The organism is Rothia nasimurium (assembly GCF_042660305.1).
Lineage (GTDB): Bacteria > Actinomycetota > Actinomycetes > Actinomycetales > Micrococcaceae > Rothia > Rothia nasimurium.
Map to the genome: position 1 here is coordinate 121,214 of NZ_JBHSTW010000011.1, position 23,193 is coordinate 144,406.

Sequence of the window (23,193 nt, forward strand, 5' to 3'; positions counted from 1 at the left end):
ACTCTAGCCGTTGATACCCCGGTGCAATTCTTTTTCAGAGTGGAACTGTTCTTCTTCGGTGGTGGCGGTGTGGGGGTAGTCGTAACCGTCGATGTTGGCCACAATCTCGTGGGCATCGGTCTCGGTCAGGGCTTTGAGCTCGGCTGCACGGGCTTCGGCATCCTCTACGGTAATAGCGTCTGCCACGATTACGGTGATGTTGTCCCGGCCTCCGGCTCGCAGGGCAGCCATCTGGAGCACGTCCGCCGCGTCCTGGGGGTGCTCGACGGTAGCAAGTACCCGGGCCATGTAGTTGTGGGAGAGTTCGCCAGAAAGGCCGTCGGAGCACATCATCAGGCGGTCACCCTCGCGGGCGGGGATAACCCAGAAGTCGGGTTCCCAGTAGTTACCGGTGCCCAGGGCTCGGGTAATGACGTTGCGGCGGGGGTGGGTCAGGGCCTCCATAGCGGTGATCTGACCGGTGTCGACCAGGTACTGCACCTCAGAGTGATCTACTGTAATCTGTTCCAGCTCTAGGCCCTCAACCGGCCCGTTTGAGATTGAGAGGGCCTCTTCGGTCTGGGCTTCTTCGGCCCGGACCAGGCGGTAGGTGCGGGAGTCGCCCACGTTGAAGATAAACCACATCTGCTGTTCCCCGATGTGGGTGAGCCAGGCACCGGTAACGGTTGTTCCTGCTCGTAGGTCAAGGGCGTTTTTGATGGCCTCATCGGCTTCACCAATGATTTCCTTGATTTTATCGAGGGTTTTGAGAATCTGGCGGTTGAGGGCGGAGGTTTCTTTGCGACGCTTGCGCAGGCGGCGTCCGCCCGGTTCGTCACTGAGCGCTTCGCTAGCCACTTCCTGACGGAAAGCTGCCTCTTCTTCTTCGGTCATGCCACCGGGGCGGGTAAACATCTGGGCGTAGGCCAGGGTGCGGGTGCACAGGCGCGAGGCAACTTCACCCTTTTCGTGCCCACCCATGCCGTCGGCGACCACACAGAGGGTGCCGGCAACGACCATGGAGTCTTCGTTGTTATCGCGGTACTGGCCTACGTCGGTTGACTTGCCCGCGTAGATAGTGAGGTTGGGGGCGGTGGTCATTCGAAATCGATCTCCAGTTCATTACCGATGCCCGGGGTAATTGCCACGGGCCTAACGTTGCCAAAGCCGCGCACGTTGCGCACGCCTTGGGGGATGAGCACAAAACGCTTGTCGTCTTCTAGGGCTTCAGCGGTAGAGGCGTCGGTGAGGACGACCCCGGGTTCGGTCAGCGCGACCAGGCGGGATGCCAGGTTGACGGTGGGGCCGTAGATGTCCCCCAGACGCGGTAGCACCCTGCCCCAGACGAAGGATACGCGGGCTTCGGGAAGCTGGGGGTCTTCGCTGATAAGTTTTGAGAGGGTCAGGGCAATACGGGCACCGTCTTCGGGGGATTCGACCAGGTACATGACCTCGTCCCCTACCGTTTTGATGATGCGCCCGCCACCTACCGCAATGACTTCGGCGCAGCGCTGCTCAAAGTTCTTGACCAGGCGGGCTAGGTTCCGCTCGTTCATTTCGCGTGAGAGTGAGGTGTAGGAGACCAGGTCAACGAAACCTACGCCGCGGGCTAGGGGCAGGTCGCTGTCAGCTAAGTCCTCACCTCCCTCTTCGTCGCGCAGGGCCAGGCGCAAGATAGCCGAGTTAAGCATGCGGCGGTAGCCGTAAACGGTGATGTCTTCTAGGTCTTCAATCAGACGCGGGAGGAGGCTCAGAAGCTCGCCGCGGGCTTCGGTATCGGTCAGCCCACCGTTAATGACCATATCCTCCACCAGGGCTTCGACCTGCCAGACCACCATGCGGTCCATCATCTGCCCCACCGAGCGGGTGAGGGACAGGGCAGCTTCTTCGGTCAGTTTGCCCTCTTTAATAAGGGAGGTAACCGTAGTCAGAGCCTTGCTGTCTGCATGGGTAAAGTAGGCGTCGTCGTCGGTGAGGTTGGGCAGCCCCAGGGAGCGCCAGATTTTACGGGCGGTGAGCAGAGGCACCCCGGCCTCATCGGCCACCTCACCGCGCTTCATGCTGCGGTTCTCCCCCAGAAGAGCACGTTCAAGTTCCAGCACGCCCTGTCGGGCTTCATCGCTACGGTAGAGCTGGCTTTGCACGCGGTTATGGTGGTGCCTGCTCCGGTTGGGTGCGGTTCCAGCCTGTTCGGCGGGGTCGCTACCGGGTGCTGACTTCTCCACTGGAGTCTTCCTTCTCTTGGTTAGTGCTGCGTGGTTCTAGAGGTAGTAAGGTCTAGGGCTGGCACGGCGAGTAGTTACCTACTTCAAGAATACCCAGTTGCTGTGAGCCAGGCTACGAAATGTTCACCACCCGCTAAGCGCCATCGCCTATTCTATGCCCGCCGTCACCTTTTTTCGAACCCAAACAACCTGTTTAGGCTTATCAGACAGATATTATGAGTTTACACTCGGTAGCGGGAGGTAGACCCGCTCAGCAGAGCTCGCTGGGCCTCCTGAATCTCCCGACTAAAACGTTCAGGATCGGGCACAGCCCGTAGCACGTGCTGCACCCCGCGGGCATGCACAGTCAGGGCAGCAGCATTGGTTAGCCCCATTAGATGCCGATGCCCCACGCTCACCCCCTCGACTTCAGCGAGCGGAACACTGACGTCCTGACCGGGGCCCCAGCCCCGCCTAATCACCAGACGGCCATTAGTGAGCAGGTAGCTGGTATTCGCCCAGCGCACCACCCCTCGCACGCCCAACCAAACCAGCCACAGCGCAAGAGCCAGAGCCAGGTAGCGCCAGACAGGGGCACCAACCCCCAGAGCGGAGGCGAAGCTCCAGGCCGTCATAGCAAGAAAAAAGCAGGTCAGAGGGCGCACCAACAGCACCCCGTGGGCGCGCGTTGCGGCAAGGGTGTGTTCTGCGGGGTAGAGGTCGCCTCGTAGTTTCATCACTGGTGAGTCTATCGATGCTTCCTGAAGATTCCCCGATATTTTCCGGGTTAAGAGGCTAGCGCCCGTACCCTTGGGGGCGCACGTGCACCACGTCCCCCACGGTGAAGCTTCGCTCCTCGCCGCTATCGGAGCGGACGACCAGCTCCCCTTCTGCGGTCAACTCGACCCCGGTGCCCCTGAAGGTCTCATCCCCAGGCAGGTGAATGGTAAGGGTAGCTCCCAGGGTGCTCATGCGCTCCCGCAGGCGGTCCAGGAGAGAGGCCCCGCCGGTAGCCGCACCCACATCGAAGCCGGTGGCTGCAAATTCCCGGTAGTAGCGGGCGAAGCTGGTCGCTAAGGCCGTCAGCGCCCGGTTCAAGTCAACCGGCTGTCCAGATTCCAGCAGGGCACTGGTTGCGGTAGGGACGGGCAAATCTTCCTGCGCCAGGTTTAGGTTGAGCCCGATACCCACCACAACCGAAATCTGTCCCTCGGGTTCAATCACGAGCTGGGCCAAAATACCGCAGGCTTTACGGTTGCCCAGCAGTACGTCGTTAGGCCACTTAATAGAAGGGTGCAGCCCTGAGAGCTGCTCAAAAACATCACAGGCAGCCAAGGCGGCTAAAGAGGTAAACCAGTGGTACTGGTCAGGCGCAACCCTGTTGGCCGGGTTGACATGAGGACGAACGATAAAGCTGGTTGCCAAAGCGGCACCGGCCGGGGCCACCCAAACCCTATCCAGGCGTCCTTTTCCCGCATTCTGGTCGGCGGTCGAGACCAGCGAGAGCTCCCCATAGCTACGGCGCACCAGGGCATCACCCACCAGAATCTGCCGGGCATACTCGTTAGTTGACCCCACCGAGGGCAGAAGCTCCACCCGCTCAAACCCGCCCACATCAACCAGGTCAGCCTGAAGGTGCCCCATGCGCACTCCTTATCTCACATACTAAGTTTCGACCGCTATTCTACGGGGTCACGCCCAGCCTGAGCGGCCTAGCGGTGCAATACTGGAACTGTCTAACCCCTACGAAAGGTTCTACCATGACCGTCTACGCTGTGCAGTACTCCTACGGCCCCGCCGATCTGCAGGCTGAGCACCGCCCCGCCCACCGCGAATATCTGGCCCAGCTCCACGAAGAAGGCAAGCTGCATGCAGCCGGCGCCTTCCTCGACGGCGACCCCGCAGGTGCCCTACTCATCTTCGTTGCCGAAGACCGCGACGACCTCGACCGCATTATCGCAGCCGACCCCATGAGCACCGGCGGCGTGCTCACCGGCTACACCGCACGCGAATGGAACGCTGTGATCGGTAAGGTCGGCAAGTAAGCAAGAAGCACTAGAGCTGAAGCAACTTCGCTGCGAGCCTGCCCCACCCGCCCTTATTTAGAAAAATCGCTCAAAAATCCCAAGAATAATTGGGTGGGGCGGGGTGGCAGGTCTATAGTTGAAAAGAATGGCCCTTATCCCAGGTCACCCCACACCATTGACCCACAGTGCACGAGGCAGGCAGAGCATGAGCGAGAACCCCACCACCGATGCCCCCGATTTGACCACCACCGCCGGTAAGATCGCTGACTTCTACGCCCGCCGCGAGCAGACTCTTGCCCCCACCGGCCAGGCCCCTATTGACCGCCAGCACGAACGCGGCAAGCAGACTGCCCGCGAGCGCATCGAGATGCTGCTTGACGAGGGTTCTTTTGTGGAGTTTGACGCTCTGGCTAAGCACCGCACTACGGCTTTTGGTATGGAGAAGAAAAAGCCGCTGGGTGATGGCCTGGTTTCGGGCTACGGTACTATCGATGGCCGCCTGGTTGCGGTTTATTCCCAGGATTTCACCGTCTACGGTGGTTCTCTGTCGCAGGTCAATGGCGAGAAGATTGTGAAGGTGCAGAAGTTCGCGTTGAAGAACGGCTGCCCCATTATCGGTATTAATGACGGTGGTGGCGCCCGCATTCAGGAGGGTGTTGCGTCGCTGGCTATGTTTGCCGATATCTTCCGTATGAATGTGCGGGCCTCGGGCGTGATTCCGCAGATTTCGGTGATTATGGGCCCCTGCGCCGGTGGTGCGGCCTACTCCCCCGCTCTGACCGACTATATTGTGATGGTTGATAAGACCAGCCACATGTTTATTACCGGCCCCGACGTCATTAAGACTGTGACCGGTGAAGAGGTCGATATGGAGACCCTGGGCGGTGCCCGCCAGCACAACGCGGTGACGGGTACGTCGACCTACCTGGCTGAGGACGAAGAGGACGCCTTTGATTTCGTCCGCGAGCTCGTTGAGTTCCTACCCTCCAACAACCTCACCGAGACCTTCCCCCTGGATCATGATCAGGACCCCGAGGTCACCGTCGATGATCTTGATCTTGACCTGCTGATTCCCGATTCAGCTAATCAGCCCTACGATATGCGGGCTGTGATTGAGTCGGTGGTTGATGATGGCCATTTCTTTGAGATGCAGGCCCTCTACGCCCCCAACGTGATGATTGGTTATGCCCGGGTTGAGGGTAAGACCGTGGGTATTGTGGCCAACCAGCCCATGCAGTTCGCTGGCACCCTCGATATCAATGCCTCTGAAAAGGCCGCCCGCTTCGTGCGCAACTGCGATGCCTTCAACATTCCGATTCTGACCTTTGTTGATGTGCCAGGCTTCCTGCCCGGTACCGACCAGGAGTTCAACGGCATTATCCGCCGCGGCGCCAAGCTGCTCTACGCCTACGCCGAGGCGACCGTTCCGCTGGTTACCGTGATTACCCGCAAGGCCTACGGCGGGGCCTACATTGTGATGGGCTCGAAGAAGCTGGGCGCCGATATTAACCTGGCCTGGCCCACCGCCCAGATCGGTGTAATGGGGGCCCAGGGTGCGGTCAATATTCTCTACCGCCGCGAGCTGGCCGCTGTGGCCGAAGAGGGCGGCGATGTTGAGGCTAAGCGCGCTGAGCTGATTGCCAAGTACGAAGAGGAGCTGCTCAACCCCTATCAGGCTGCTGAGCTGGGCTACATCGATGAGGTCATCGCCCCTTCCGAGACCCGCGTGCGCATCATTTCTTCCCTGCGGGCCCTGCGCGATAAGCGCGCAGCCTCCCCCGCTAAAAAGCACGGCAACATTCCGCTGTAAGGGGTAGGTAGAACATGGCAACTCCCAATCCGCTGTCCCTACTGGGCTTCGGCAAGAAGCCGGCACCGGCGTCCGCGCCCCTTGAAAACCAGGGGCAGGACGCCGGCGATGAGCAGGTGCCCGCCCCCGTGCTGTCGGTGGTGCGGGGCAACCCCACGGAAGAAGAGCTGGCTGCGCTGACTAGCGTCGTGGTGGCGCTACAGGCCCAGGCTGATTCCCGGCAGGAGACCGCGCTGGAAATGTGGCAGCGCCGCCTCAACCACACTCAGCGCCTGGGTATGCGACTGCGCCCCGGGCCGGGTTCCTGGAAGCGGGCCCGCCCCCAGTAGTTCACCCACTCAGCTCCCTGTTTTCTGGGTCACAGTAACCTAGAATGGGGTGTATGACACTACACCCAGATTTACCCGAAATTTTTAAGGCCGACCGCGCCCAGACCGAGGTCGACCGCATTGCCAACGACTACTACGAGAAGACCCTGGAACTCGACCCGGCAGCGGCCACTATCGAGGGCCGTAAGGGACGGGAAACCGAGTACCCCGACTACTCCCCCGCCGGTACCCAGGCAGAGATTGACCTAGCCCGCGCTACTCTGGCAGCCCTTGACGCCGTTGAACCGGCCGACGACATCGACCGGGTTACTGTCGATGCCATGCGCGAGCGCCTGGGTCTCAAGCTCGAACTGCACGAGGCGGGCCTGGGCGACTGGGAACTCAACAACATTGCCTCCCCTGTTCAGGGTATTCGCGCCATCTTTGACCTGATGAACCGTGAAACAGCCGAGGACTGGGGGCACATTGCTGGCCGCCTGGGTAACGTTGCGGAAGCGGTTCGCGGTTATATCGAGACCCTGGAAGCCGCCCGTGCCGCCGGTAAGGTGGCAGCGGTGCGCCAGGTCGATATCGTCATCGAGCAGGTAGCCGCCTACGTTGCCGAAGGCGGTTTCTTCGACGCTCTGGCACAAGAGGTAGCCGAAGCCGCCCCTGAGCACGCCGACCGCGCTACCCAGGGGGCGGCGTCCGCTAAGGAAGGCTACAGCGAACTTCTCTCCTACCTCAAAGACACCCTGCGCCCCGACGCGCCTGAGGCCGATGCTGTGGGCCGCGAGCGCTACTCCCTCTACTCCCGCCAGTTTGTGGGCACTACCCTTGATCTGGAAGAGACCTACGCCTGGGGTGTTGAGGAACTGGACCGGATTATCGCAGCCCAGCAGGAGGTTGCCGAGGCCATTAAGCCCGGGGCTACCATTGACCAGGCAAAGGCCCTGCTCGATGCTGATCCCGAGCGTACCCTGAAGGGCACCGATGAACTGCGGGCCTGGATGCAGAAGCTCTCCGACGCTGCCGTTGACTACCTGGCCCAAGAGCACTTCACTATCGAAGGCCCCCTACGCAAGCTTGAGTGCATGATTGCCCCCACCCAGGAGGGCGGCATCTACTACACCGGCCCGTCCGCTGACTTTGAGCGCGCCGGTCGCATGTGGTGGTCAGTGCCAGAAGGTGAAGACACCTTCGGTACCTGGCGCGAGACCTCAACTGTCTACCACGAGGGCGTGCCCGGCCACCACCTACAGGTTGCCTACGCCACCGCTATGGCCGAAGCCCTAAACCAGTGGCGGGCTAATGCCGTGTGGGTTTCGGGCCACGGCGAGGGCTGGGCCCTGTACGCTGAGCGGCTCATGGACGAGCTGGGCTACCTCTCTGACCCGGGCGACCGCATGGGCATGCTCGATGCCCAGCGCCTGCGCGCAGCTCGCGTGGTCTTCGATATTGGCCTGCACTGCGGTTTTGAGATTCCCGAGCGCTGGGTCACTGAGCTGGGGGTCGAGCCCGGAATTTGGGACGCGGAGAAGGGCTATAAGTTCTTGGAAGCCAACCTCGACATTTCTGAGGGCCAGCGCCGCTTCGAGTTCCTGCGCTACCTGGGCTGGCCGGGCCAGGCCCCCTCCTACAAGGTGGGCGAGCGAGTCTGGTTGCAGCTGCGTGAGGACGCCCGCGCCGCCGGCATGAGCGACCGCGACTTCCACACCCGGGCACTCATGCTGGGTTCAGTCGGGCTTGATACCCTACGCCGGGCGCTCGCTGTTTAACCTGAGAACCTGAGCAAGAGAACAAAAGGGCGGGCCCTGCACACCGACCGGTGTGCAGGGCCCGCCCTCTGCTGTGTGGTAGCGGAGTATTAGGACGCTGCCGCGGCAGGTACCTGGGGTGCCTCGCCCAGGCGAGCGTAGACGTCCTCAGCGACAAAGCCGCCCTCAGTGCGGGGAGCCTTGTAGAGTTCCTCGTTCAGAATGCCCTCGCGCTTGGCGACAATCAGGGCTACCAGGGCCTGGCCTGCGACGTTGACGGCGGTACGGCCCATGTCGATGATGGGATCAATCGCCAGGAGCAGACCCACGCCGTCGAGGGGTAGACCCAGGGTAGAAAGGGTGAGGGTGAGCATGACGGTCGCGCCGGTGGTGCCTGCGGTAGCGGTGGATCCCAGCACCGAGACCATGATGATGAGCAGGTAGTGGGTGAAGTTCAGGTCAATGCCGTAGAACTGGGCCACAAACAGTGCTGCCAGGGCGGGGTAGACCGCGGCGCAGCCGTCCATCTTAGTGGTGGAGCCCAGGGGCACCGCGAAGGAGGCGTAGGCGCGAGGTACACCGAAGTTACGCTCGGCTACAGACTGGGTCAGGGGCATGGTTCCCATAGATGAGCGGGAGACAAAGCCCATCTGCACGGCAGGCCAGACGCCCGAGAAGAACTGCTTGACCGACAGGCCGTTGGCGCGGGCGATAGCGGGGTAGACCACGAAGAGTACCAAGGCCAGGCCGATGTAGAGCACGATTACAAAGCGAGCCAGGGAGCCCATGGAGGTCCATCCGTAGGCGTAGACGGCGCGGCCGATCAGGCCGATGGTACCCAGCGGAGCCAGGCGGATAATCCACCAGAGCACGGTCTGGATAATAGCCAGGGCGCTCTTGTTGATTTCGAGGAAGGGCTTGGCGGCCGGGCCAGTTTTCAGCGCTGCGATACCCACGACTACTGAAATCACCAGGATTTGGAGTACGTTGAAGCTGGCTGAACCGGTGACGGTTTCACCGGAGGTTGAGATGCTCACACCCAGGCCCAGGAAGTTGGCGGGAATCAGGCCGGTGAGGAAGCCCAGCCAGGAGCCAGTACGTCCCTCGTAGGTTTCGGGAGTAGCCAGACCGGTGTTAGCGCCGGGTTGGGTGACAAGACCGAGGACCAGGCCGATAACCACAGCGATGAGGGCGGTGTAGGCGAACCAGAGCAGGGTCTTGGTAGCCAGGCGGGCCGCGTTCGTTACCTCAGCCAGGTTGGCGATGGACGAGACCACGGCGGTAAAGATCAGGGGTACCACCGCTGCTTTGAGCAGGGTGACGTAGGAGGAGCCGATAGTGGAGAGGGTGGTCATGAGCCAGTTGGGGTTCCCTGTGGCATCGCCACCGAGGTTGGTGGCGACAAGGCCCAAGATCACGCCCAGAATAAGGGCGGCAATAATTTGATTGCCGAAGGACGTAGCCCAGGCGGGAAGTCTCTTGCGGCTAGCGGGTGCTGTGGTGTGGTTTGACATGTCTCACCACTGTACGCCGGGGGTTGGGGCTTGTGAATCGGGGTGTAAAGCTAGGACATATTTTGCTGCAGGTCACAGACCGACAGGGTTTTTCATGTAGCGCTCTTCACTTTTACACAACCCACCACTAAACTGTGATTCAAGTTACTTTTATGTGCTTTTTATGAACAGGTAGGCCCTGGCTGCCTACCCGTAGTCAGACACAACTCAAAGGAGAGACAATGACTGTTTACGCCGCACCCGGCTCAGCAGATTCCATCACCACCTTCAAGTCCCGCTACGACCACTTCATCGGAGGGGAATGGGTAGCCCCGGCCGAGGGCCAGTATTTTGAAGATATCTCCCCGGTTAACGGCAAGCCCTTTGCAGAAGTCGCCCGCGGTACCGCAGCTGATATCGACAAGGCTATTGACGCAGCCTGGAAGGCTTTTGAGACCTGGGGCAAGACCTCCCCCACCGAGCGCGCTAACCTACTGCTCAAGCTGGCCCAAATTATGGAAGATAACCTGGAATCCATCGCCGTGGCGGAGACCTGGGAGAACGGCAAGCCCGTGCGTGAAACCCTGGCCGCAGACATCCCGCTGGGCGTTGACCACCTGCGCTACTTCGCGTCCGCTATCCGCACCCAGGAAGGCCGCCTGTCAGAGATTGACGAGAACACCGTGGCCTACCACTTCCACGAGCCACTGGGCGTGGTCGGCCAGATTATCCCCTGGAACTTCCCCATCCTTATGGCCATCTGGAAGATTGCTCCGGCCCTGGCAGCGGGCAACACCATCGTGCTCAAGCCCGCCGAGCAGACCCCGGTTTCGGTGCTCTACCTGGTTGACCTGTGGAAGGATGTACTCCCCGCCGGTGTGCTGAACGTTGTGAACGGCTTTGGCCCCGAGGCAGGCGCCGCCCTCTCTGGCAGCAAGCGCATCCGTAAGATTGCTTTTACCGGCGAGACCACCACCGGCTCCATCATCATGAAGGCCGCAGCCGACAACATCATCCCGGTTACCCTGGAGCTGGGCGGTAAGTCCCCCAACGTCTTCTTTGCCGATGTTGCTGCTGAGAAGGACTCCTTCTACGACAAGGCGCTAGAGGGCTTTGCCTCCTTCGGTCTGAACCAGGGCGAGGTCTGCACTTGCCCCTCGCGTGCGCTGATTCAGAAGCCGATTCACGATTCCTTCCTCGAGGCCGGTATCGAGCGTGTGAAGGCCATGAAGCAGGGCAACCCGCTCGATACCGAAACCATGGTCGGTGCCCAGGCTTCTAAGGAACAGTGGGACAAGATTACCGGCTACCTGAAGATTGGTAAGGACGAGGGCGCGGACGTTCTCGTCGGCGGCGAGGCCTGCGAGTTGGGCGGTGACCTGGCAGATGGCTGGTACATTCAGCCGACCGTCTTTGCCGGCAGCAACGACATGCGTATCTTCCAGGAAGAGATTTTTGGCCCCGTTCTGGCTACTACCTCTTTCACTGATTTCGATGAGGCTATGCGAATTGCCAATGACACCGACTATGGCCTGGGCGCGGGCGTCTGGAGTCGTGACCAGAACACCGCCTACCGGGCAGGCCGCACCATTCAGGCTGGCCGTGTCTGGATCAACAACTACCATAATTACCCGGCCCACGCCGCTTTCGGTGGCTACAAAAAGTCAGGCATCGGCCGCGAGAATCACCTGATGATGCTTGAGCACTACCAGCAAACCAAGAACATGCTGGTCAGCTACTCAGATAAGCCGATGGGGCTCTTCTAAAACCTGCCTCTGATAGCTTAAGGCTTATTCATCATGGGTTCCGCAGGCTCACGCTCGCTGCCGACCCTCTCGCCTGGTTCGCTTCGCTCACAAGGCGATTCACGCCAGCCGCCGAGCCAGCAGCTTCGCTGTGAGCCTGCTCCACTTATCCTTATGAATAAGCCTTACTATCTACCAGTTCCACATTGTTGCCCTTTTCCGCATGACAAGCATCATACTTTCCTCAATAGTGAGGCAACTAAAATTCTTGTTCGATGAGATACGTCGAACGTTTTAAATTAAAGGACCCTAATAAATTCTCTTGACTTACATAAGAATTAAAAATAAAATATAGAATAGTATAAAATTAGAATATTCAACGGAGGCACCTTAGGATGACAGAGGAAAAACATTCAAGGATTATTTTATAACAATAGTTGGAATTTTTAGTGCATTTATATTTATTAAGTTATTCGACAGTATTTTAGAGTTTAACTTTATTGTTAACCTGGTTCTTACACTTGTAGCAAGCTCTTTGGTATGTATAGTTCTAGTATTTTTTATTGCCTTTTTCAAAAGTCTTCTTTTTAAGAAATAGTTATTGATTTATACAGCCAGACCCTCATTTAATTTTTCAATTTCCTATTGACACCCACACGGCCCCATGCTGTATAATGTAGATTACATTCACCAAACTGGCATCAAGGAGATTTGATTATGTCAAAGAAGTGTATTACTCTATCCCTCAGCCATTGCAACAGTTTTTTGTGATTTACATCTTTCACTCCCGCGTATTCGTTCAACGAAAATTATCAGGAGCAGAACACTTCGGTAGCAATTATATGAAGCTTATTCATAAGGGGTTCCGCAGGCTCACGCTCGCCGTGAGCCTGCTCCATCTACCCTTTGGAATAAGCTTCTTTCTTCTTCCGCCCCTGCAACCAAGCCTCTAACAACCACGCACACAGAATCACCGGAGCAGCCACCGTCGTAAGGCCAGGACCAGAATAAGCACTCACCCCATCAGGCAGGCTATCCCATACACAACGAGTTCCAATTACAGGGAAAACCCCCAATAGGCTTCGCCTTGAATATACTCATTTGAAGTATGGCAAGCTATCCCCGCAGTAAAACGGACGAAATATTCAAAAGCCATCAAAAATAGCCAAAAACAGAAGGAGAGAAAAAAGAGTTTATGATTCTTTACAAGATTCATAACGATACTGCCTTCTTTCTGTCAGAAAGGAATTCGAGTCTAGGTTTACCTAACCTATCACTTGCAGCTCATCAGAAGTCACTGTGTCCTGACACCCTGTTTAGCATCATCCTCAGTACCAACACGCTGACCAATCTCTCGCCCCACAACATTATTGTGTAAGTCCATAACTACTTCCTCTTCAGGGTCATCTGCTACTGACTCATGATTGTTGGCAATGGTTTCAGCATCTTCAGACATTTCAGCTGCCATATCAAATCCACACCAGGTACGCCCTGCCGGGCCTCTAGTAGGCTGGGCATCGATTTGCCGCAAGACAACAGCCTTTTAAGCCCAATCCAGTATCTGCACCTGAGCCAGCGGACGCCCCGCCAAAACTAGCTCCAAGGAATAAGGAAAGGATCTAACCTGCTAGCGATTGACTCAAGGTTCTCCTGCCCTTCTGCTATGTCCATAATGAGCCGGTAGGAGGTATCAGAATCCATCACATGCTTTAATCCGTTGATACGCAAAAAGATATTGAGGAAAATCAGCGTGGTTCGCTTGTTCCCATCAACCAGTGCGTGGTTCCGAGCTAGAGATTCGCTCTGAGCGGCAGCCGCCAGCGGAATCGTAGGGTAAACGTGAGCTCCATACACCCTCGTGATAGGTCTTTCTAAGGCCGAATCTAGCAGCCCTACATCTCGAACGTAAAAACCCAGACGCGTTATAACCTCAATAGCAATTTCAAGTTGAATCCGCTGCATTTATGAGTCGGCTAATCGTTCCAAAGTTTTTGCATCATGCTCAAGCGCGTAAGCAAGCCCCTCTTCTACCATGGCCCGATGCTCTCTTTCTTCTAGCATGCGACGCACACTCTCGACGATGAGGGAGTGCTTAGATAAATGCTCGCGCTCTGCTAAATCTGCAAGCTGGTGGTCTAAATCTTCAGGAAGTCGCACGGTAAGAGCCATACACCCACAATACCAAGTTGATACCATCAGCTCCATACCGATGTGCAGACTTGGCCCATCACACATGTTGTGGGTTCGGGGTTCGTCAGCCCCGTTAGACTGTTACCCATGCACAACCCTACTGAAACCGCAGCCCTAGCAGGCGAACAGCCGGTACGGCTCGTCCTTGCCTCCTCATCCCCTGCCCGTAAGAAACTCCTGGAGGATGCCGGCGTCCGCTTCACCGTCATTGTCAGCGACATCGATGAGGACGCTGCCCTGCGCGAGGCCCAGCAGGCCGCCTACGAGGCCGGTCTAGGTGACATCACACCTGCACAAACAGCTCAGCTCCTAGCCAAGGCTAAGGCACAGGCTGTTGCGGCCCTGCCTGAAGCGGCCGGTGCCCTGGTCCTGGGCTGCGACTCTGTTTTCGAGCTCGACGGTGTTGCTTACGGCAAGCCCGGTAGCGCCGAGAAAGCCTTAGAACGCATCACCTCTATGAGCGGACGCAGCGGACAGCTCCACACCGGGCATTGGCTGGTCGATACCCGAGAGGCTACCCAGAACACAGCAAATAGTAAGCACCCCGAGGCCAGCGAGTTGCGCACAGCAACCGTCCACTTCGATACCTTCAGCGACGAAGAAGCCCGGCGCTACGTGGCCACCGGAGAACCCCTGTGGGTGGCTGGCTCCTTCACAATCGACGGTTTCGGTGCGGCCTTCATTAAGGGAATTGAGGGCGAATACCACACCGTGGTAGGGCTTTCGGTGCATGCCCTACGCACAATGCTGGCTAACTTTGGTGTTTCAATCAGCGACATTTGGAAAAATTCGCGATAAATTTCAAGATACGACTTTTGTGAGGCGCCACCACCCGGCGCCTGCTCATAATGCGTCATAGCCAGTAACGGCACGCCAGCACGGCACGATAACCCGAGGAGCTTTCACAGTGACTGCACATAACGACCTGGCCCAGGCCTTTACCCCGGTGAAGGGGCGCCACACCGGCCCCGTCAGCAAGGTACTGATTGCTAACCGCGGTGAAATTGCTGTTCGCGTTATTCGTGCCGCCCAGGACGAGGGGCTAGCAACCGTCGCTGTCTACGCCGACCCCGACCGCGAGGCCCAGCACGTACTGTTAGCCGATGAGTCCTACGCGCTAGGTGGCACCACTGCGGCCGAGTCCTACCTGGTCATGGACAAGCTACTTGAGGTTGCCAAGCGTTCTGGTGCTGATGCCGTACACCCCGGCTATGGCTTCCTGTCTGAGAACGCCCAGTTCGCCCAGCAGGTCATTGATGCGGGGCTCACCTGGATCGGCCCTTCACCTGAATCTATCAACCGCCTGGGCGATAAGGTAGCTGCCCGCCATATCGCCGAGAAGGTCGGCGCCCCGCTGGTGCCCGGCACCAAGGACCCGGTCAAGAGCGCAGCAGAGGTTGAGGCTTTTGCGGACGAGTACGGCCTGCCCGTTGCTATCAAGGCAGCCTTCGGTGGCGGCGGACGCGGCATCAAGGTCGCCCGTGAGCGCGAAGGCATCGGTGAGCTTTACGAATCAGCAGTCCGTGAGGCTATTGCTGCCTTTGGTCGCGGCGAGTGCTTCATCGAGCGTTTCCTGGACTCCCCCCGCCATGTGGAAACCCAGTGCCTGGCCGATGCCCACGGCAATGTTGTGGTCGTTTCGACCCGCGACTGTTCCCTGCAGCGCCGCAATCAGAAGCTGGTAGAAGAGGCCCCTGCCCCTTACCTAACCAAGGAGCAGAATGAGCGCCTCTACGAGGCCTCCAAGGCTATCTTGCGCGAGGCAGGCTACCAGGGTGCTGGCACCTGCGAATTCCTGGTGGGGACCGACGGTACCATCTCCTTCCTTGAGGTCAATACCCGACTGCAGGTGGAGCACCCGGTATCCGAAGAGGTCACCGGCATTGACCTGGTGCGCGAGCAGTTCCGTATTGCCCGAGGTGAGACCATTGAGCCCACCGATCCCGCGGTGCGCGGCCACTCTTTTGAATTCCGCATCAACGGTGAGGACGCCGGCCGCAGCTTCATGCCCTCCCCCGGCACCATCGAGAAGCTGGTTGTGCCTTCTGGCCCCGGCGTGCGCTGGGATTCCGGCGTGGTTGCCGGTGATACCGTCAGCGGCAACTTTGACTCCATGATTGCCAAGCTCATTGTCACCGGCGCAACCCGTGAGCAGGCCCTGCAGCGGGCCAAGCGGGCCCTGGGTGAGCTAGTCATTGAGGGCATGCCCACCGTCGCTAACTTCCACCGCGCGGTGCTCGATGAGCCTGCCTTTGCCCCTGCCCCCGGCGGTGATTTTGCCGTTCATACCCGCTGGATTGAAACCGAATTTAAGAACACCCTGCCCGCCTACGACGGCGCCCTCACCCTGCCCGAGGCTGACGAGGAACGGCAGAAAATCACTGTTGAGGTCAATGGCAAGCGCATGGAAGTTGTCTTGCCCGCTATCGGTGGCACCTCAGCCAAGCCTGCTGCCGCTTCTAAGGCCCGCAAGTCCCGTTCAAGCCGCGGCGGGGCGTCCGGCTCTGCCAACAGCAACGAGCTCACCAGCCCCATGCAGGGCACTATCGTCAAGGTAGCGGTCAAGGACGGCGCCAAGGTAGCTGAAGGCGACCTGATTGTGGTGCTAGAAGCCATGAAGATGGAACAGCCCATCACCGCCCACAAGGCCGGTAAGGTCACAGGGCTGAAGCTCAAGGCAGGCGATACCGTCTCCGCCGGGGCGATAATCGCAACCATCAAGTAAACCTACGCATACAAGCTCAGATAGGCCCCTTTGCCGCCAGGCAGAGGGGCCTATCTCTTTACCCCATACTCCTATGCTCACATAGTGGAATCTAAGTTTCACATAGAGGACGCCGGTTTTAGAGTAAAACCATACAGCACAATCCATACACCACTAGAGAGTTCACGTGAGCACAACAGTCACCGCCCCGGCCTCTTCTGCCACCGAGCAGACCGTGCCCCGCAGCCGCGTCATCCTGGCATCGCTCATCGGCACCACCATCGAGTTCTACGACTTCTACATCTACGCCACCGCCGCCGTGGCAGTCTTCCCCGCCCTCTTCTTCACCGGCGAGGACGACACCGCCAAGCTCCTCGCCTCCATGGCGACCTTCGGCGCAGCCTTCATCGCCCGCCCCATCGGCTCCATCGTCTTTGGCCACTTCGGCGACAAGGTAGGCCGCAAGGCAACCCTGGTCGGCGCACTCCTGACCATGGGCATCGCCACCTTCCTCATCGGTCTGCTCCCCACCTACTACCAGATTGGCCTGTGGGCACCGGCCATGCTGACCATCCTGCGCTTCTGCCAGGGCCTAGGCCTCGGCGGCGAATGGTCAGGCGCAGCCCTACTGGCCACCGAATACGCCGAAGAAGGCAAGCGCGCCCGCGCCGCCATGTGGCCCCAGCTCGGCGCACCGTTCGGCTTCATCCTCGCCAACGGCTTCATGCTGCTACTCACCATCGCCATGGGCTTCACCTCCCTCGCAGCCGGCGACACCATCGACCACAACTTCCTCGTCTGGGGCTGGCGCATCCCCTTCATCGCCTCCATCGTCATGGTCGCAGTCGGCCTCTACGTGCGCTTCAAGCTCGAAGAAACCCCCGTCTTCAAACAGGCCCTCGAAAAAGACGAAAAGGTCAAGACCCCGCTCGCAGAAGCCTTCAAGGTAGCCTGGTGGCCCATGATCCAGGGCACCTTCATCATGCTCGCCACCTACGTACTCTTCTACCTCATGACCGCCTGGATCCTCTCCTTCGGCATCGGCAAGGTAGAAAAGGGCGGCTTGGGCATCGCCTACCGCGAATTCCTGGTCATCCAGCTCATCACCATTCTCTTCTTCGCAGCCATGGTCCCGGTCTCCGGCTGGCTAGCCGACAAGTACGGCCGCCGCTCCTCCCAGCTCGTCATCACCGGCGCCATCATCATCTTCGGCCTCTCCTTCGGCTTCCTCATGGCCCCCTCCATCGTCGGCACCGGCGAGGACGCCAACACCGGCCGCATCGTCCTCTTCATGGCCATCGGCATGACCCTCATGGGCCTGACCTTCGGCTCCATGAGCGCCTACCTGCCCGAACTCTTCCCCACCAACGTCCGCTACACCGCCTCAGGTATCAGCTACAACGTCGCATCCATCCTGGGCGCAGCACTGACCCCCTACGCAGCGGTGTGGCTGAACGCCAACGGTGGTGTGGGTGCAGTCGGCCTCTACCTGGCCGGCGCAGGTCTGCTCACCCTGATCTTCATGGCGATCACCCATGAAACCCGCGACGTGGACCTGACCACCATGGCCCGCGCTAAGTAGGGTAGAGCTTTAACGACACAAAGGGAGGGGGAGCGCCCGTTCGGAGCCGACTGGCTGGGGCTGGCATGAATCGCTGTGATGAGCGTAGAGATTCCGAGCGCGCGAGGAAAAATAATCTCTGCGCGAATCTGGCGAGCTTGCGAGCCAGTCAGCGAGCCAGCGAGAAGGTTAGTCGGCAAGAGCGGGCGTTACCCCTCCCCTTTTCATCTACTACTGCATAGTGTGTAGCTGCCGCGCAGCTTCTGAGATAGAGCCGGTCAGCGAGGGGTAGACCGTGAAGGTCTCAGCAATATCGTCGACGTGCAGCTTCTTATCAACAGCCAGCGATAGCGGGAAGATGAGCTCTGAGGCGCGGGGGCCCACCACCACACCGCCAATAACGGTGCCAGAGTGCTTACGGGCAAAGATTTTGATAAAGCCGTCCTCGACCGCCATCATCTTGGCCCGGGGGTTAGTGGCCAGCGGCAGCATGACCATATCTGCCTGGTACTTACCCGATTCAATCTCACTTTGGCTCACGCCCACGGTCGCAATCTCGGGGGCGGTAAAGATGTTGGCCGCCACCTGGTGGGTACGCAGGGGTTTGACGATATCACCCAGCATGTGCGAGACAGCTACACGCCCCTGCATCGCTGCAACAGAAGCCAGCGGGTAAACACCGGTACAGTCACCGGCGGCATAGATATTGGGGATGCTAGTGCGGGAGACACGGTCCACATTGATATGGCCCGACTCGCTGACCTCCACCCCGGCATCCTCAAGCCCCAGGTTCTCGGTATTGGGGATAGAACCGACCGCAATGAGTACATGAGAACCCGCAACCTTACGTCCGTCGCCCAGGGTGACGATAACACCGTCGCCAGCTTCGTTGTAGCAGGCTGCCTCTGCGCGAGAGCGGGGCATGACGCGCACACCGCGGCGTTCAAAAACATTTTCAAGGACGGTCGCGGCGTCCTCATCCTCACCGGGCAGCACCCGGTCACGGGAGGAAATCAGGGTAACCCGAGAACCCAGCCCGTTATAGGCTGAGGCGAACTCCGCACCGGTGACGCCCGAGCCAACCACAATGAGGTCTTCAGGAAGTTCTTCCAGGGAGTAGAGCTGGGTCCAGTTGAGAATGCGCTTGCCATCGGGCTGAGCGGTGGGCAGTTCACGGGGGTGGGTGCCCACTGCCAGAATAATGAATTCGGTGGTCAGCTCGTAGGTAAGGCCGGTCGAGTCGGTAACTTCCACGGTGTGGCGGTCCACTAGCTTGCCCCGACCGTCGATCACCTTCACGCCACTGCGTTCCAGGGTGCGCTTGATGTCGTGGGACTGTTGGTGGGCTAAGTCAATCAGGCGCTTGTTAACCTTGGCTAGGTCAACCGAGATGGGCGGGGCTGCGTCATCATCCCCCACCGAAATCGCAAGCTCCTGGGCCTTGCCAAAGCGGTTGCGGGCGTCCGCGCTGGCAATCAGGGTCTTAGAGGGGACGACGTCGGTGAGGACGGCCGAGCCACCCATGCCCTTATCTTCAATGATAGTAACATCGGCGCCGTGGCTAGCGGCAACAAGAGCGGCCTCATAGCCGCCAGGGCCGCCACCGAGAATAACAATCTTGTGTGATGCGTAGTCTGTTTTGAGAGTCACCCTTTTATTGTGTCGCACATCGCACGCGCACTCAACTCTGGGCAGGTTTGGTACCGTAGAAGGGTGTTGAATGATTCAAATATTTCTGCTGTTTCCACCGCTGATCCCAACCACCCGGCGCTGGTTCGTGCCCGTGAGGCCGCGGACTTCATTGCCGAGAAAACCGGCGTCGAGAAGCATGACCTGGCGCTGACGCTGGGTTCAGGCTGGGGCGAAGCTGCCTCCCTCATTGGCGAAGCCACCCACGTGCTCTCTGCCGACGAGGTCCCCGGTTTCCACAAGGCTGCCGTCGTGGGCCACCCCGGTACCCTTACCTCTATTCTGACCGAGAACGGTAAGCGAGCCCTGGTTATTGGCTCCCGCACCCACTACTACGAGGGTCGTGGCGTTGAGGCCGTCGTCCACGGTGTGCGCACCGCAGCCGCAGCTGGCGCTGACACCATGATTCTCACCAACGGCTGTGGCGGTCTCAATCCCGCCTACTCAGCCGGGGAGCCCGTCCTGATTTCTGACCACCTGAATTTCACCTCGGCGTCCCCGTTGACCGGTGCTCACTTCGTTGACCTGACCGACCTGTACTCCCCGCGCATCCGCGAGATTGCCCGCGGCATTGACCCCTCCCTGCAGGAGGGTGTCTACATGCAGTTCCCCGGCCCCCACTACGAAACCCCGGCCGAGGTCAAGATGGCAGGTGTACTGGGCGCTGACCTGGTGGGCATGTCCACCGCTCTTGAAGCCATCGCCGCCCGCGCTGCGGGTCTTGAGGTCTTCGGCATCTCACTGGTCACCAACCTGGCTGCCGGTATTCAGGAGACCCCGCTATCCCACGCCGAGGTCATCGAAGCTGGCGAAGCTGCTGGCCCCCGCATTTCCCGTCTGCTCGCAGATATTATTGCGGCCCTCTAACAACGCAAGGAAACCCCATGTCACTAGATACTCAGCAGCTTCTTGAGCAGGCCCGTGCCTGGGCCGCTATCGATCCCGACGCTGAAACCAAAGCCCAGCTTGAGGGCATCATTGCCCAGGTGGAGGCCGGCGATGAGGTAGCAACCGCCGATTTGGCCGACCGTTTTTCTGGCACCCTGCAGTTCGGCACCGCGGGTCTGCGCGCCGAACTTGGTGCTGGCCCCATGCGCATGAACCGCGTCGTCGTTCAGCGTGCCGCCCAGGGCCTGGCAGACTACGCCACCGCGCGCGCGTCCGCCGAGGGCTGGGAGAAGATTTCTGCCGTGGTGGGTTTTGATGCCCGCAAGAATTCGGACGTCTTCGCCCTCGATACCGCCGCTATCTTCACCGCTGCCGGTATTAAGGTTCACCTCATGCCCTCAGCCCTGCCCACCCCTGTGACCGCCTGGGCGACCCGCGAATACGGGGCTGAAATTGGCGTCATGGTCACCGCCTCCCACAACCCGCCTAACGACAACGGCTACAAGGTCTACCTGGGCGGAGCGGCCGTTGAGCCCGGTGCCCGCGGCGCCCAGATTATCCCTCCCTACGACGGGGATATCGCAGCCGCTATCGCCGCTGTTGAAACCCCGGTACTGGCCGCTGACGGCTGGACGGTCCTGCCCGAGAGCGTGGCTACCGACTACATCGCCCGCGTCACTCCCCTGGTCGAGCAGAAGGAACGCAACCTCAAGATCGTTCTGACCCCCATGCACGGGGTGGGCGGTAAGACCGCTGAGGCTGTGCTGCATCAGGCCGGCTTCACCAACGTCACCCTGGTGCCCGAGCAGGCAGATCCCGACCCGAACTTCTCCACCGTGGCCTTCCCCAACCCCGAAGAGCCCGGCGCCCTCGACCTCGCCATGGCCCTGGCCGAGAAGGTTGATGCCGACCTGATTATCGCCAACGACCCGGACGCCGACCGCGCGGCTTTCGCCGTCAAGCGAGACGGTGCCTGGGCGATGCTGCGGGGCGACGAAACCGGTGCAATCCTAGCTACCCGGGTGCTGGCGTCCGTCACCGATACCGAAAGCGCAACCTTCGCCAACTCGATTGTTTCCTCCCGCCTGGCAGGGGCCATCGCCAAGGCTGCGGGGGTAGCCCACTACGAAACCCTGACCGGCTTCAAGTGGATTGCCCGCGTCGATAACCTGACTTTCGGCTACGAAGAAGCGCTGGGCTACTGCGTTGACCATGCCCAGGTGCGCGACAAGGACGGCATCTCAGCTGCCCTGGTCATGGCCGATTACGCGCAGGAGCTTAAGGACGCCGGTTCCTCCTTCCCCGCGCTTCTCGATGAGATTGCCACCGAGCACGGCCTCTACGCCACCGACCAGCTCTCCGTCCGCGTTGACGACCTCGCCCAGATCCCCGCGATGATGAAGCACCTGCGCGCTAACCCGCCCGCAGAGCTCGCCGAGTCCCCCGTGGTATCGGTCGAAGACCTCACCGAGGGCACCGAAACCCTGCCGCCCACCGACGGTATGCGCTACTACACCGAGGACTCCACCCGCGTGATTGTGCGCCCCTCCGGCACCGAGCCCAAGCTCAAGTGCTATCTCGAAGTGGTCGTACCGGTCAGCGGTTCCGTAGCCGATGCCCGCCAGGTTGCTAGCACCAAACTGGCCCTGCTCAAGGCAGATATGACCGCGGCTCTGGGCCTCTAAACAAACCAAGATTTCAAGGAAGAAACACTATGACTCTCGAACTTTCAGCAGCCGAACTGGCTGCCATGATTGACCACACCATCCTGGCCCCTTCCGCCTCAGAGGCTGACGTCCGCCGCCTCTGCGCCGAGGCCAAGCAGTACGGCTTCGCCTCCGTCTGTGCCAACCCCGTCTGGGCCTCCGTGCTGGCTGAGGAGCTGGCCGGGTCAGCGTCCGTCCCCTGCGTGGTCGTAGGCTTCCCCTTCGGCGCTTCCGCCACCGAGGTCAAGGCCTTCGAAGCCAAGACCGCCGTTGAGGCCGGTGCCCGCGAGGTCGATATGGTTATCAACATCGCCGACGCCCGCGCAGGTAAGAAGGACGCCCTGGTGGCAGATATCAAGGCCGTCGCCGAGGCTACCCACGCCGGCGGTGCCCTGCTCAAGGTCATCATTGAGACCTCCGAGCTAACCGACGACCAGAAGGTTCTGGCCTGCCAGGCCTCCGTTGAAGCCGGGGCCGACTTCGTCAAGACCTCCACCGGCTACTCGTCCTCCGGTGCAACCGTCGAAGACATCGCCCTGATGCGCGCCACCGTCGGCCCCGATCTGGGCGTAAAGGCTTCGGGCGGCGTCCGCACCCGCGAAGAAGCCCTCGCCATGATCGAAGCAGGCGCCACCCGCATCGGTGCCTCAAAGGGCATCGCCATCATCGGCGTAGGCGAAGCAGCAGAGGGCGGCTACTAAGCCAGGTTCTTCTCTGTCATATGGTGCGAACCGCTGAGGCAGCACCTATACTGAGTAATAAAGTACACACACGAAAAGGACTTCCCCATGTCACAGACTCAGGCCAACGGCGCCCCCGAGCGCAACGGCACCCCCCAGTACTCAGGCACCAAGGAGCTGGGCTCAAACATCGCCCTCTTCGTTCTCTGCTTCGTACTCCTACTGGGTTGCCTCTACACCCTGGGCATGTACCCCGAGGGCGGCTGGGGCTGGTGGACCGTAGCTGTACTGCTCTACGGCGTCACCTTCATCATCCCCCTGTGGTTCCTGCCTTCAAAGACTAACGAGAAGGTTCGCACCAGCGGCACTGAGCTCTCACTCAAGTAAAGAGGCGCACGCTGCTGATAGCAAGGGGCGGCCCACCTGAACAGGTGGGCCGCCCCTTGCTTCTG

General features: G+C 59.8%; 21 protein-coding genes. 12 read left to right on the forward strand and 9 right to left on the reverse strand.

Annotated features, from left to right (window positions below; translation table 11 throughout):
* Positions 1-3: 3 nt before the first annotated feature.
* The 4 genes from ACFP6B_RS05230 to ACFP6B_RS05245 form a co-directional block, all read right to left on the reverse strand.
* Positions 4-1,080: a PP2C family protein-serine/threonine phosphatase gene (locus tag ACFP6B_RS05230; protein ID WP_377127722.1), complete on the reverse strand. Its 1,077-nt coding sequence runs from the start codon at positions 1,078-1,080 to the stop codon at positions 4-6.
* Positions 1,077-2,204, reverse strand: a complete 1,128-nt coding sequence (locus ACFP6B_RS05235; RefSeq protein ID WP_377127725.1) for an adenylate/guanylate cyclase domain-containing protein — start codon at positions 2,202-2,204, stop codon at positions 1,077-1,079. The genes ACFP6B_RS05230 and ACFP6B_RS05235 overlap by 4 nt, the downstream gene beginning before the upstream one ends.
* 221 nt (positions 2,205-2,425) lie before the next feature.
* Positions 2,426-2,920, reverse strand: a complete 495-nt coding sequence (locus ACFP6B_RS05240; protein WP_237187330.1) for a PH domain-containing protein — start codon at positions 2,918-2,920, stop codon at positions 2,426-2,428.
* 58 nt (positions 2,921-2,978) lie between these two features.
* Entirely contained in the window at positions 2,979-3,827 is an 849-nt protein-coding gene (locus tag ACFP6B_RS05245) for a biotin--[acetyl-CoA-carboxylase] ligase (RefSeq protein WP_377127729.1), read from the reverse strand.
* A 116-nt stretch (positions 3,828-3,943) separates the two neighbouring features.
* Between ACFP6B_RS05245 and ACFP6B_RS05250 the strand changes: the two genes are divergently transcribed.
* The 4 genes from ACFP6B_RS05250 to ACFP6B_RS05265 all read left to right on the forward strand — a co-directional run bounded on the left by ACFP6B_RS05250 (position 3,944) and on the right by ACFP6B_RS05265 (position 8,106).
* A complete protein-coding gene (locus tag ACFP6B_RS05250; RefSeq protein WP_185173348.1) occupies positions 3,944-4,228 on the forward strand; it encodes a YciI family protein in 285 nt (94 codons plus the stop codon).
* 187 nt (positions 4,229-4,415) lie between these two features.
* A complete protein-coding gene (locus tag ACFP6B_RS05255) occupies positions 4,416-6,020 on the forward strand; it encodes an acyl-CoA carboxylase subunit beta (protein WP_237209512.1) in 1,605 nt (534 codons plus the stop codon).
* Positions 6,021-6,034: 14 nt separating this feature from the next.
* Positions 6,035-6,349 (forward strand): acyl-CoA carboxylase subunit epsilon, encoded by a 315-nt coding sequence (locus ACFP6B_RS05260; protein WP_237198645.1) that lies wholly within the window; start codon positions 6,035-6,037, stop codon positions 6,347-6,349.
* Between the two features lie 53 nt (positions 6,350-6,402).
* Positions 6,403-8,106, forward strand: a complete 1,704-nt coding sequence (locus ACFP6B_RS05265; protein WP_377127734.1) for a DUF885 domain-containing protein — start codon at positions 6,403-6,405, stop codon at positions 8,104-8,106.
* An 89-nt stretch (positions 8,107-8,195) separates the two neighbouring features.
* On the opposite strand, the gene ACFP6B_RS05270 is transcribed toward ACFP6B_RS05265, so the two are convergent.
* Entirely contained in the window at positions 8,196-9,599 is a 1,404-nt protein-coding gene (locus ACFP6B_RS05270) for a dicarboxylate/amino acid:cation symporter (protein WP_377127737.1), read from the reverse strand.
* 221 nt (positions 9,600-9,820) lie between these two features.
* On the opposite strand from ACFP6B_RS05270, the gene exaC reads away from it, so the two are divergent.
* A complete protein-coding gene (exaC, locus tag ACFP6B_RS05275; RefSeq protein WP_377127740.1) occupies positions 9,821-11,344 on the forward strand; it encodes an acetaldehyde dehydrogenase ExaC in 1,524 nt (507 codons plus the stop codon).
* Between the two features lie 1,273 nt (positions 11,345-12,617).
* Here the strand turns inward: exaC and ACFP6B_RS05280 are convergent.
* From ACFP6B_RS05280 to ACFP6B_RS05290, 3 genes are all read right to left on the reverse strand, one after another.
* A complete protein-coding gene (locus ACFP6B_RS05280; RefSeq protein WP_377127743.1) occupies positions 12,618-12,791 on the reverse strand; it encodes a DUF6973 domain-containing protein in 174 nt (57 codons plus the stop codon).
* 125 nt (positions 12,792-12,916) lie between these two features.
* Positions 12,917-13,285, reverse strand: a complete 369-nt coding sequence (locus ACFP6B_RS05285) for a type II toxin-antitoxin system death-on-curing family toxin (protein WP_377127746.1) — start codon at positions 13,283-13,285, stop codon at positions 12,917-12,919.
* A complete protein-coding gene (locus ACFP6B_RS05290) occupies positions 13,286-13,492 on the reverse strand; it encodes a CopG family ribbon-helix-helix protein (RefSeq protein ID WP_377127749.1) in 207 nt (68 codons plus the stop codon).
* 108 nt (positions 13,493-13,600) lie between these two features.
* Between ACFP6B_RS05290 and ACFP6B_RS05295 the strand changes: the two genes are divergently transcribed.
* The 3 genes from ACFP6B_RS05295 to ACFP6B_RS05305 all read left to right on the forward strand — a co-directional run bounded on the left by ACFP6B_RS05295 (position 13,601) and on the right by ACFP6B_RS05305 (position 17,799).
* Positions 13,601-14,311: a Maf family protein gene (locus ACFP6B_RS05295; protein ID WP_377127752.1), complete on the forward strand. Its 711-nt coding sequence runs from the start codon at positions 13,601-13,603 to the stop codon at positions 14,309-14,311.
* 109 nt (positions 14,312-14,420) lie between these two features.
* Positions 14,421-16,238 (forward strand): acetyl/propionyl/methylcrotonyl-CoA carboxylase subunit alpha, encoded by a 1,818-nt coding sequence (locus ACFP6B_RS05300; RefSeq protein ID WP_377127755.1) that lies wholly within the window; start codon positions 14,421-14,423, stop codon positions 16,236-16,238.
* 166 nt (positions 16,239-16,404) lie between these two features.
* Positions 16,405-17,799 carry an MFS transporter gene (locus ACFP6B_RS05305; RefSeq protein WP_377127758.1) on the forward strand — a complete coding sequence of 465 codons (1,395 nt, stop codon included), beginning with the start codon at positions 16,405-16,407 and terminating at the stop codon, positions 17,797-17,799.
* A gap of 210 nt (positions 17,800-18,009) precedes the next feature.
* Here the strand turns inward: ACFP6B_RS05305 and ACFP6B_RS05310 are convergent, their stop codons facing one another.
* On the reverse strand, positions 18,010-19,428 hold the full coding sequence (locus tag ACFP6B_RS05310; RefSeq protein ID WP_346875484.1) for an NAD(P)H-quinone dehydrogenase: 1,419 nt from the start codon (positions 19,426-19,428) through the stop codon (positions 18,010-18,012).
* An 81-nt stretch (positions 19,429-19,509) separates the two neighbouring features.
* Between ACFP6B_RS05310 and ACFP6B_RS05315 the strand changes: the two genes are divergently transcribed.
* The 4 genes from ACFP6B_RS05315 to ACFP6B_RS05330 all read left to right on the forward strand — a co-directional run bounded on the left by ACFP6B_RS05315 (position 19,510) and on the right by ACFP6B_RS05330 (position 23,128).
* The gene (locus ACFP6B_RS05315; RefSeq protein ID WP_377127995.1) at positions 19,510-20,334 is read left to right on the forward strand and encodes a purine-nucleoside phosphorylase; all 825 of its coding nucleotides are present in this window, start codon (positions 19,510-19,512) and stop codon (positions 20,332-20,334) included.
* Positions 20,335-20,351: 17 nt separating this feature from the next.
* Positions 20,352-22,040, forward strand: coding sequence for a phospho-sugar mutase (locus ACFP6B_RS05320; RefSeq protein ID WP_377127762.1), 1,689 nt, complete (start codon positions 20,352-20,354; stop codon positions 22,038-22,040).
* Positions 22,041-22,069: 29 nt separating this feature from the next.
* Positions 22,070-22,762: a deoxyribose-phosphate aldolase gene (gene deoC, locus ACFP6B_RS05325; RefSeq protein WP_377127765.1), complete on the forward strand. Its 693-nt coding sequence runs from the start codon at positions 22,070-22,072 to the stop codon at positions 22,760-22,762.
* 87 nt (positions 22,763-22,849) lie between these two features.
* Positions 22,850-23,128: a hypothetical protein gene (locus tag ACFP6B_RS05330; protein WP_377127768.1), complete on the forward strand. Its 279-nt coding sequence runs from the start codon at positions 22,850-22,852 to the stop codon at positions 23,126-23,128.
* The last annotated feature ends 65 nt before the right edge of the window (positions 23,129-23,193 follow it).

What these genes read in the sequence shown, in the direction of transcription:
- ACFP6B_RS05230 (WP_377127722.1), bottom strand. Translation starts at nt 1,080, where the DNA reads ATGACCACCGCCCCCAACCTCACTATCTACGCGGGCAAGTCAACCGAC.
- ACFP6B_RS05240 (WP_237187330.1), bottom strand. Translation starts at nt 2,920, where the DNA reads ATGAAACTACGAGGCGACCTCTACCCCGCAGAACACACCCTTGCCGCA.
- ACFP6B_RS05245 (WP_377127729.1), bottom strand. Translation starts at nt 3,827, where the DNA reads ATGGGGCACCTTCAGGCTGACCTGGTTGATGTGGGCGGGTTTGAGCGG.
- ACFP6B_RS05250 (WP_185173348.1), top strand. Translation starts at nt 3,944, where the DNA reads ATGACCGTCTACGCTGTGCAGTACTCCTACGGCCCCGCCGATCTGCAG.
- ACFP6B_RS05255 (WP_237209512.1), top strand. Translation starts at nt 4,416, where the DNA reads ATGAGCGAGAACCCCACCACCGATGCCCCCGATTTGACCACCACCGCC.
- ACFP6B_RS05260 (WP_237198645.1), top strand. Translation starts at nt 6,035, where the DNA reads ATGGCAACTCCCAATCCGCTGTCCCTACTGGGCTTCGGCAAGAAGCCG.
- ACFP6B_RS05265 (WP_377127734.1), top strand. Translation starts at nt 6,403, where the DNA reads ATGACACTACACCCAGATTTACCCGAAATTTTTAAGGCCGACCGCGCC.
- ACFP6B_RS05270 (WP_377127737.1), bottom strand. Translation starts at nt 9,599, where the DNA reads ATGTCAAACCACACCACAGCACCCGCTAGCCGCAAGAGACTTCCCGCC.
- exaC (WP_377127740.1), top strand. Translation starts at nt 9,821, where the DNA reads ATGACTGTTTACGCCGCACCCGGCTCAGCAGATTCCATCACCACCTTC.
- ACFP6B_RS05280 (WP_377127743.1), bottom strand. Translation starts at nt 12,791, where the DNA reads ATGGCAGCTGAAATGTCTGAAGATGCTGAAACCATTGCCAACAATCAT.
- ACFP6B_RS05285 (WP_377127746.1), bottom strand. Translation starts at nt 13,285, where the DNA reads ATGCAGCGGATTCAACTTGAAATTGCTATTGAGGTTATAACGCGTCTG.
- ACFP6B_RS05290 (WP_377127749.1), bottom strand. Translation starts at nt 13,492, where the DNA reads ATGGCTCTTACCGTGCGACTTCCTGAAGATTTAGACCACCAGCTTGCA.
- ACFP6B_RS05295 (WP_377127752.1), top strand. Translation starts at nt 13,601, where the DNA reads ATGCACAACCCTACTGAAACCGCAGCCCTAGCAGGCGAACAGCCGGTA.
- ACFP6B_RS05320 (WP_377127762.1), top strand. Translation starts at nt 20,352, where the DNA reads ATGTCACTAGATACTCAGCAGCTTCTTGAGCAGGCCCGTGCCTGGGCC.
- deoC (WP_377127765.1), top strand. Translation starts at nt 22,070, where the DNA reads ATGACTCTCGAACTTTCAGCAGCCGAACTGGCTGCCATGATTGACCAC.
- ACFP6B_RS05330 (WP_377127768.1), top strand. Translation starts at nt 22,850, where the DNA reads ATGTCACAGACTCAGGCCAACGGCGCCCCCGAGCGCAACGGCACCCCC.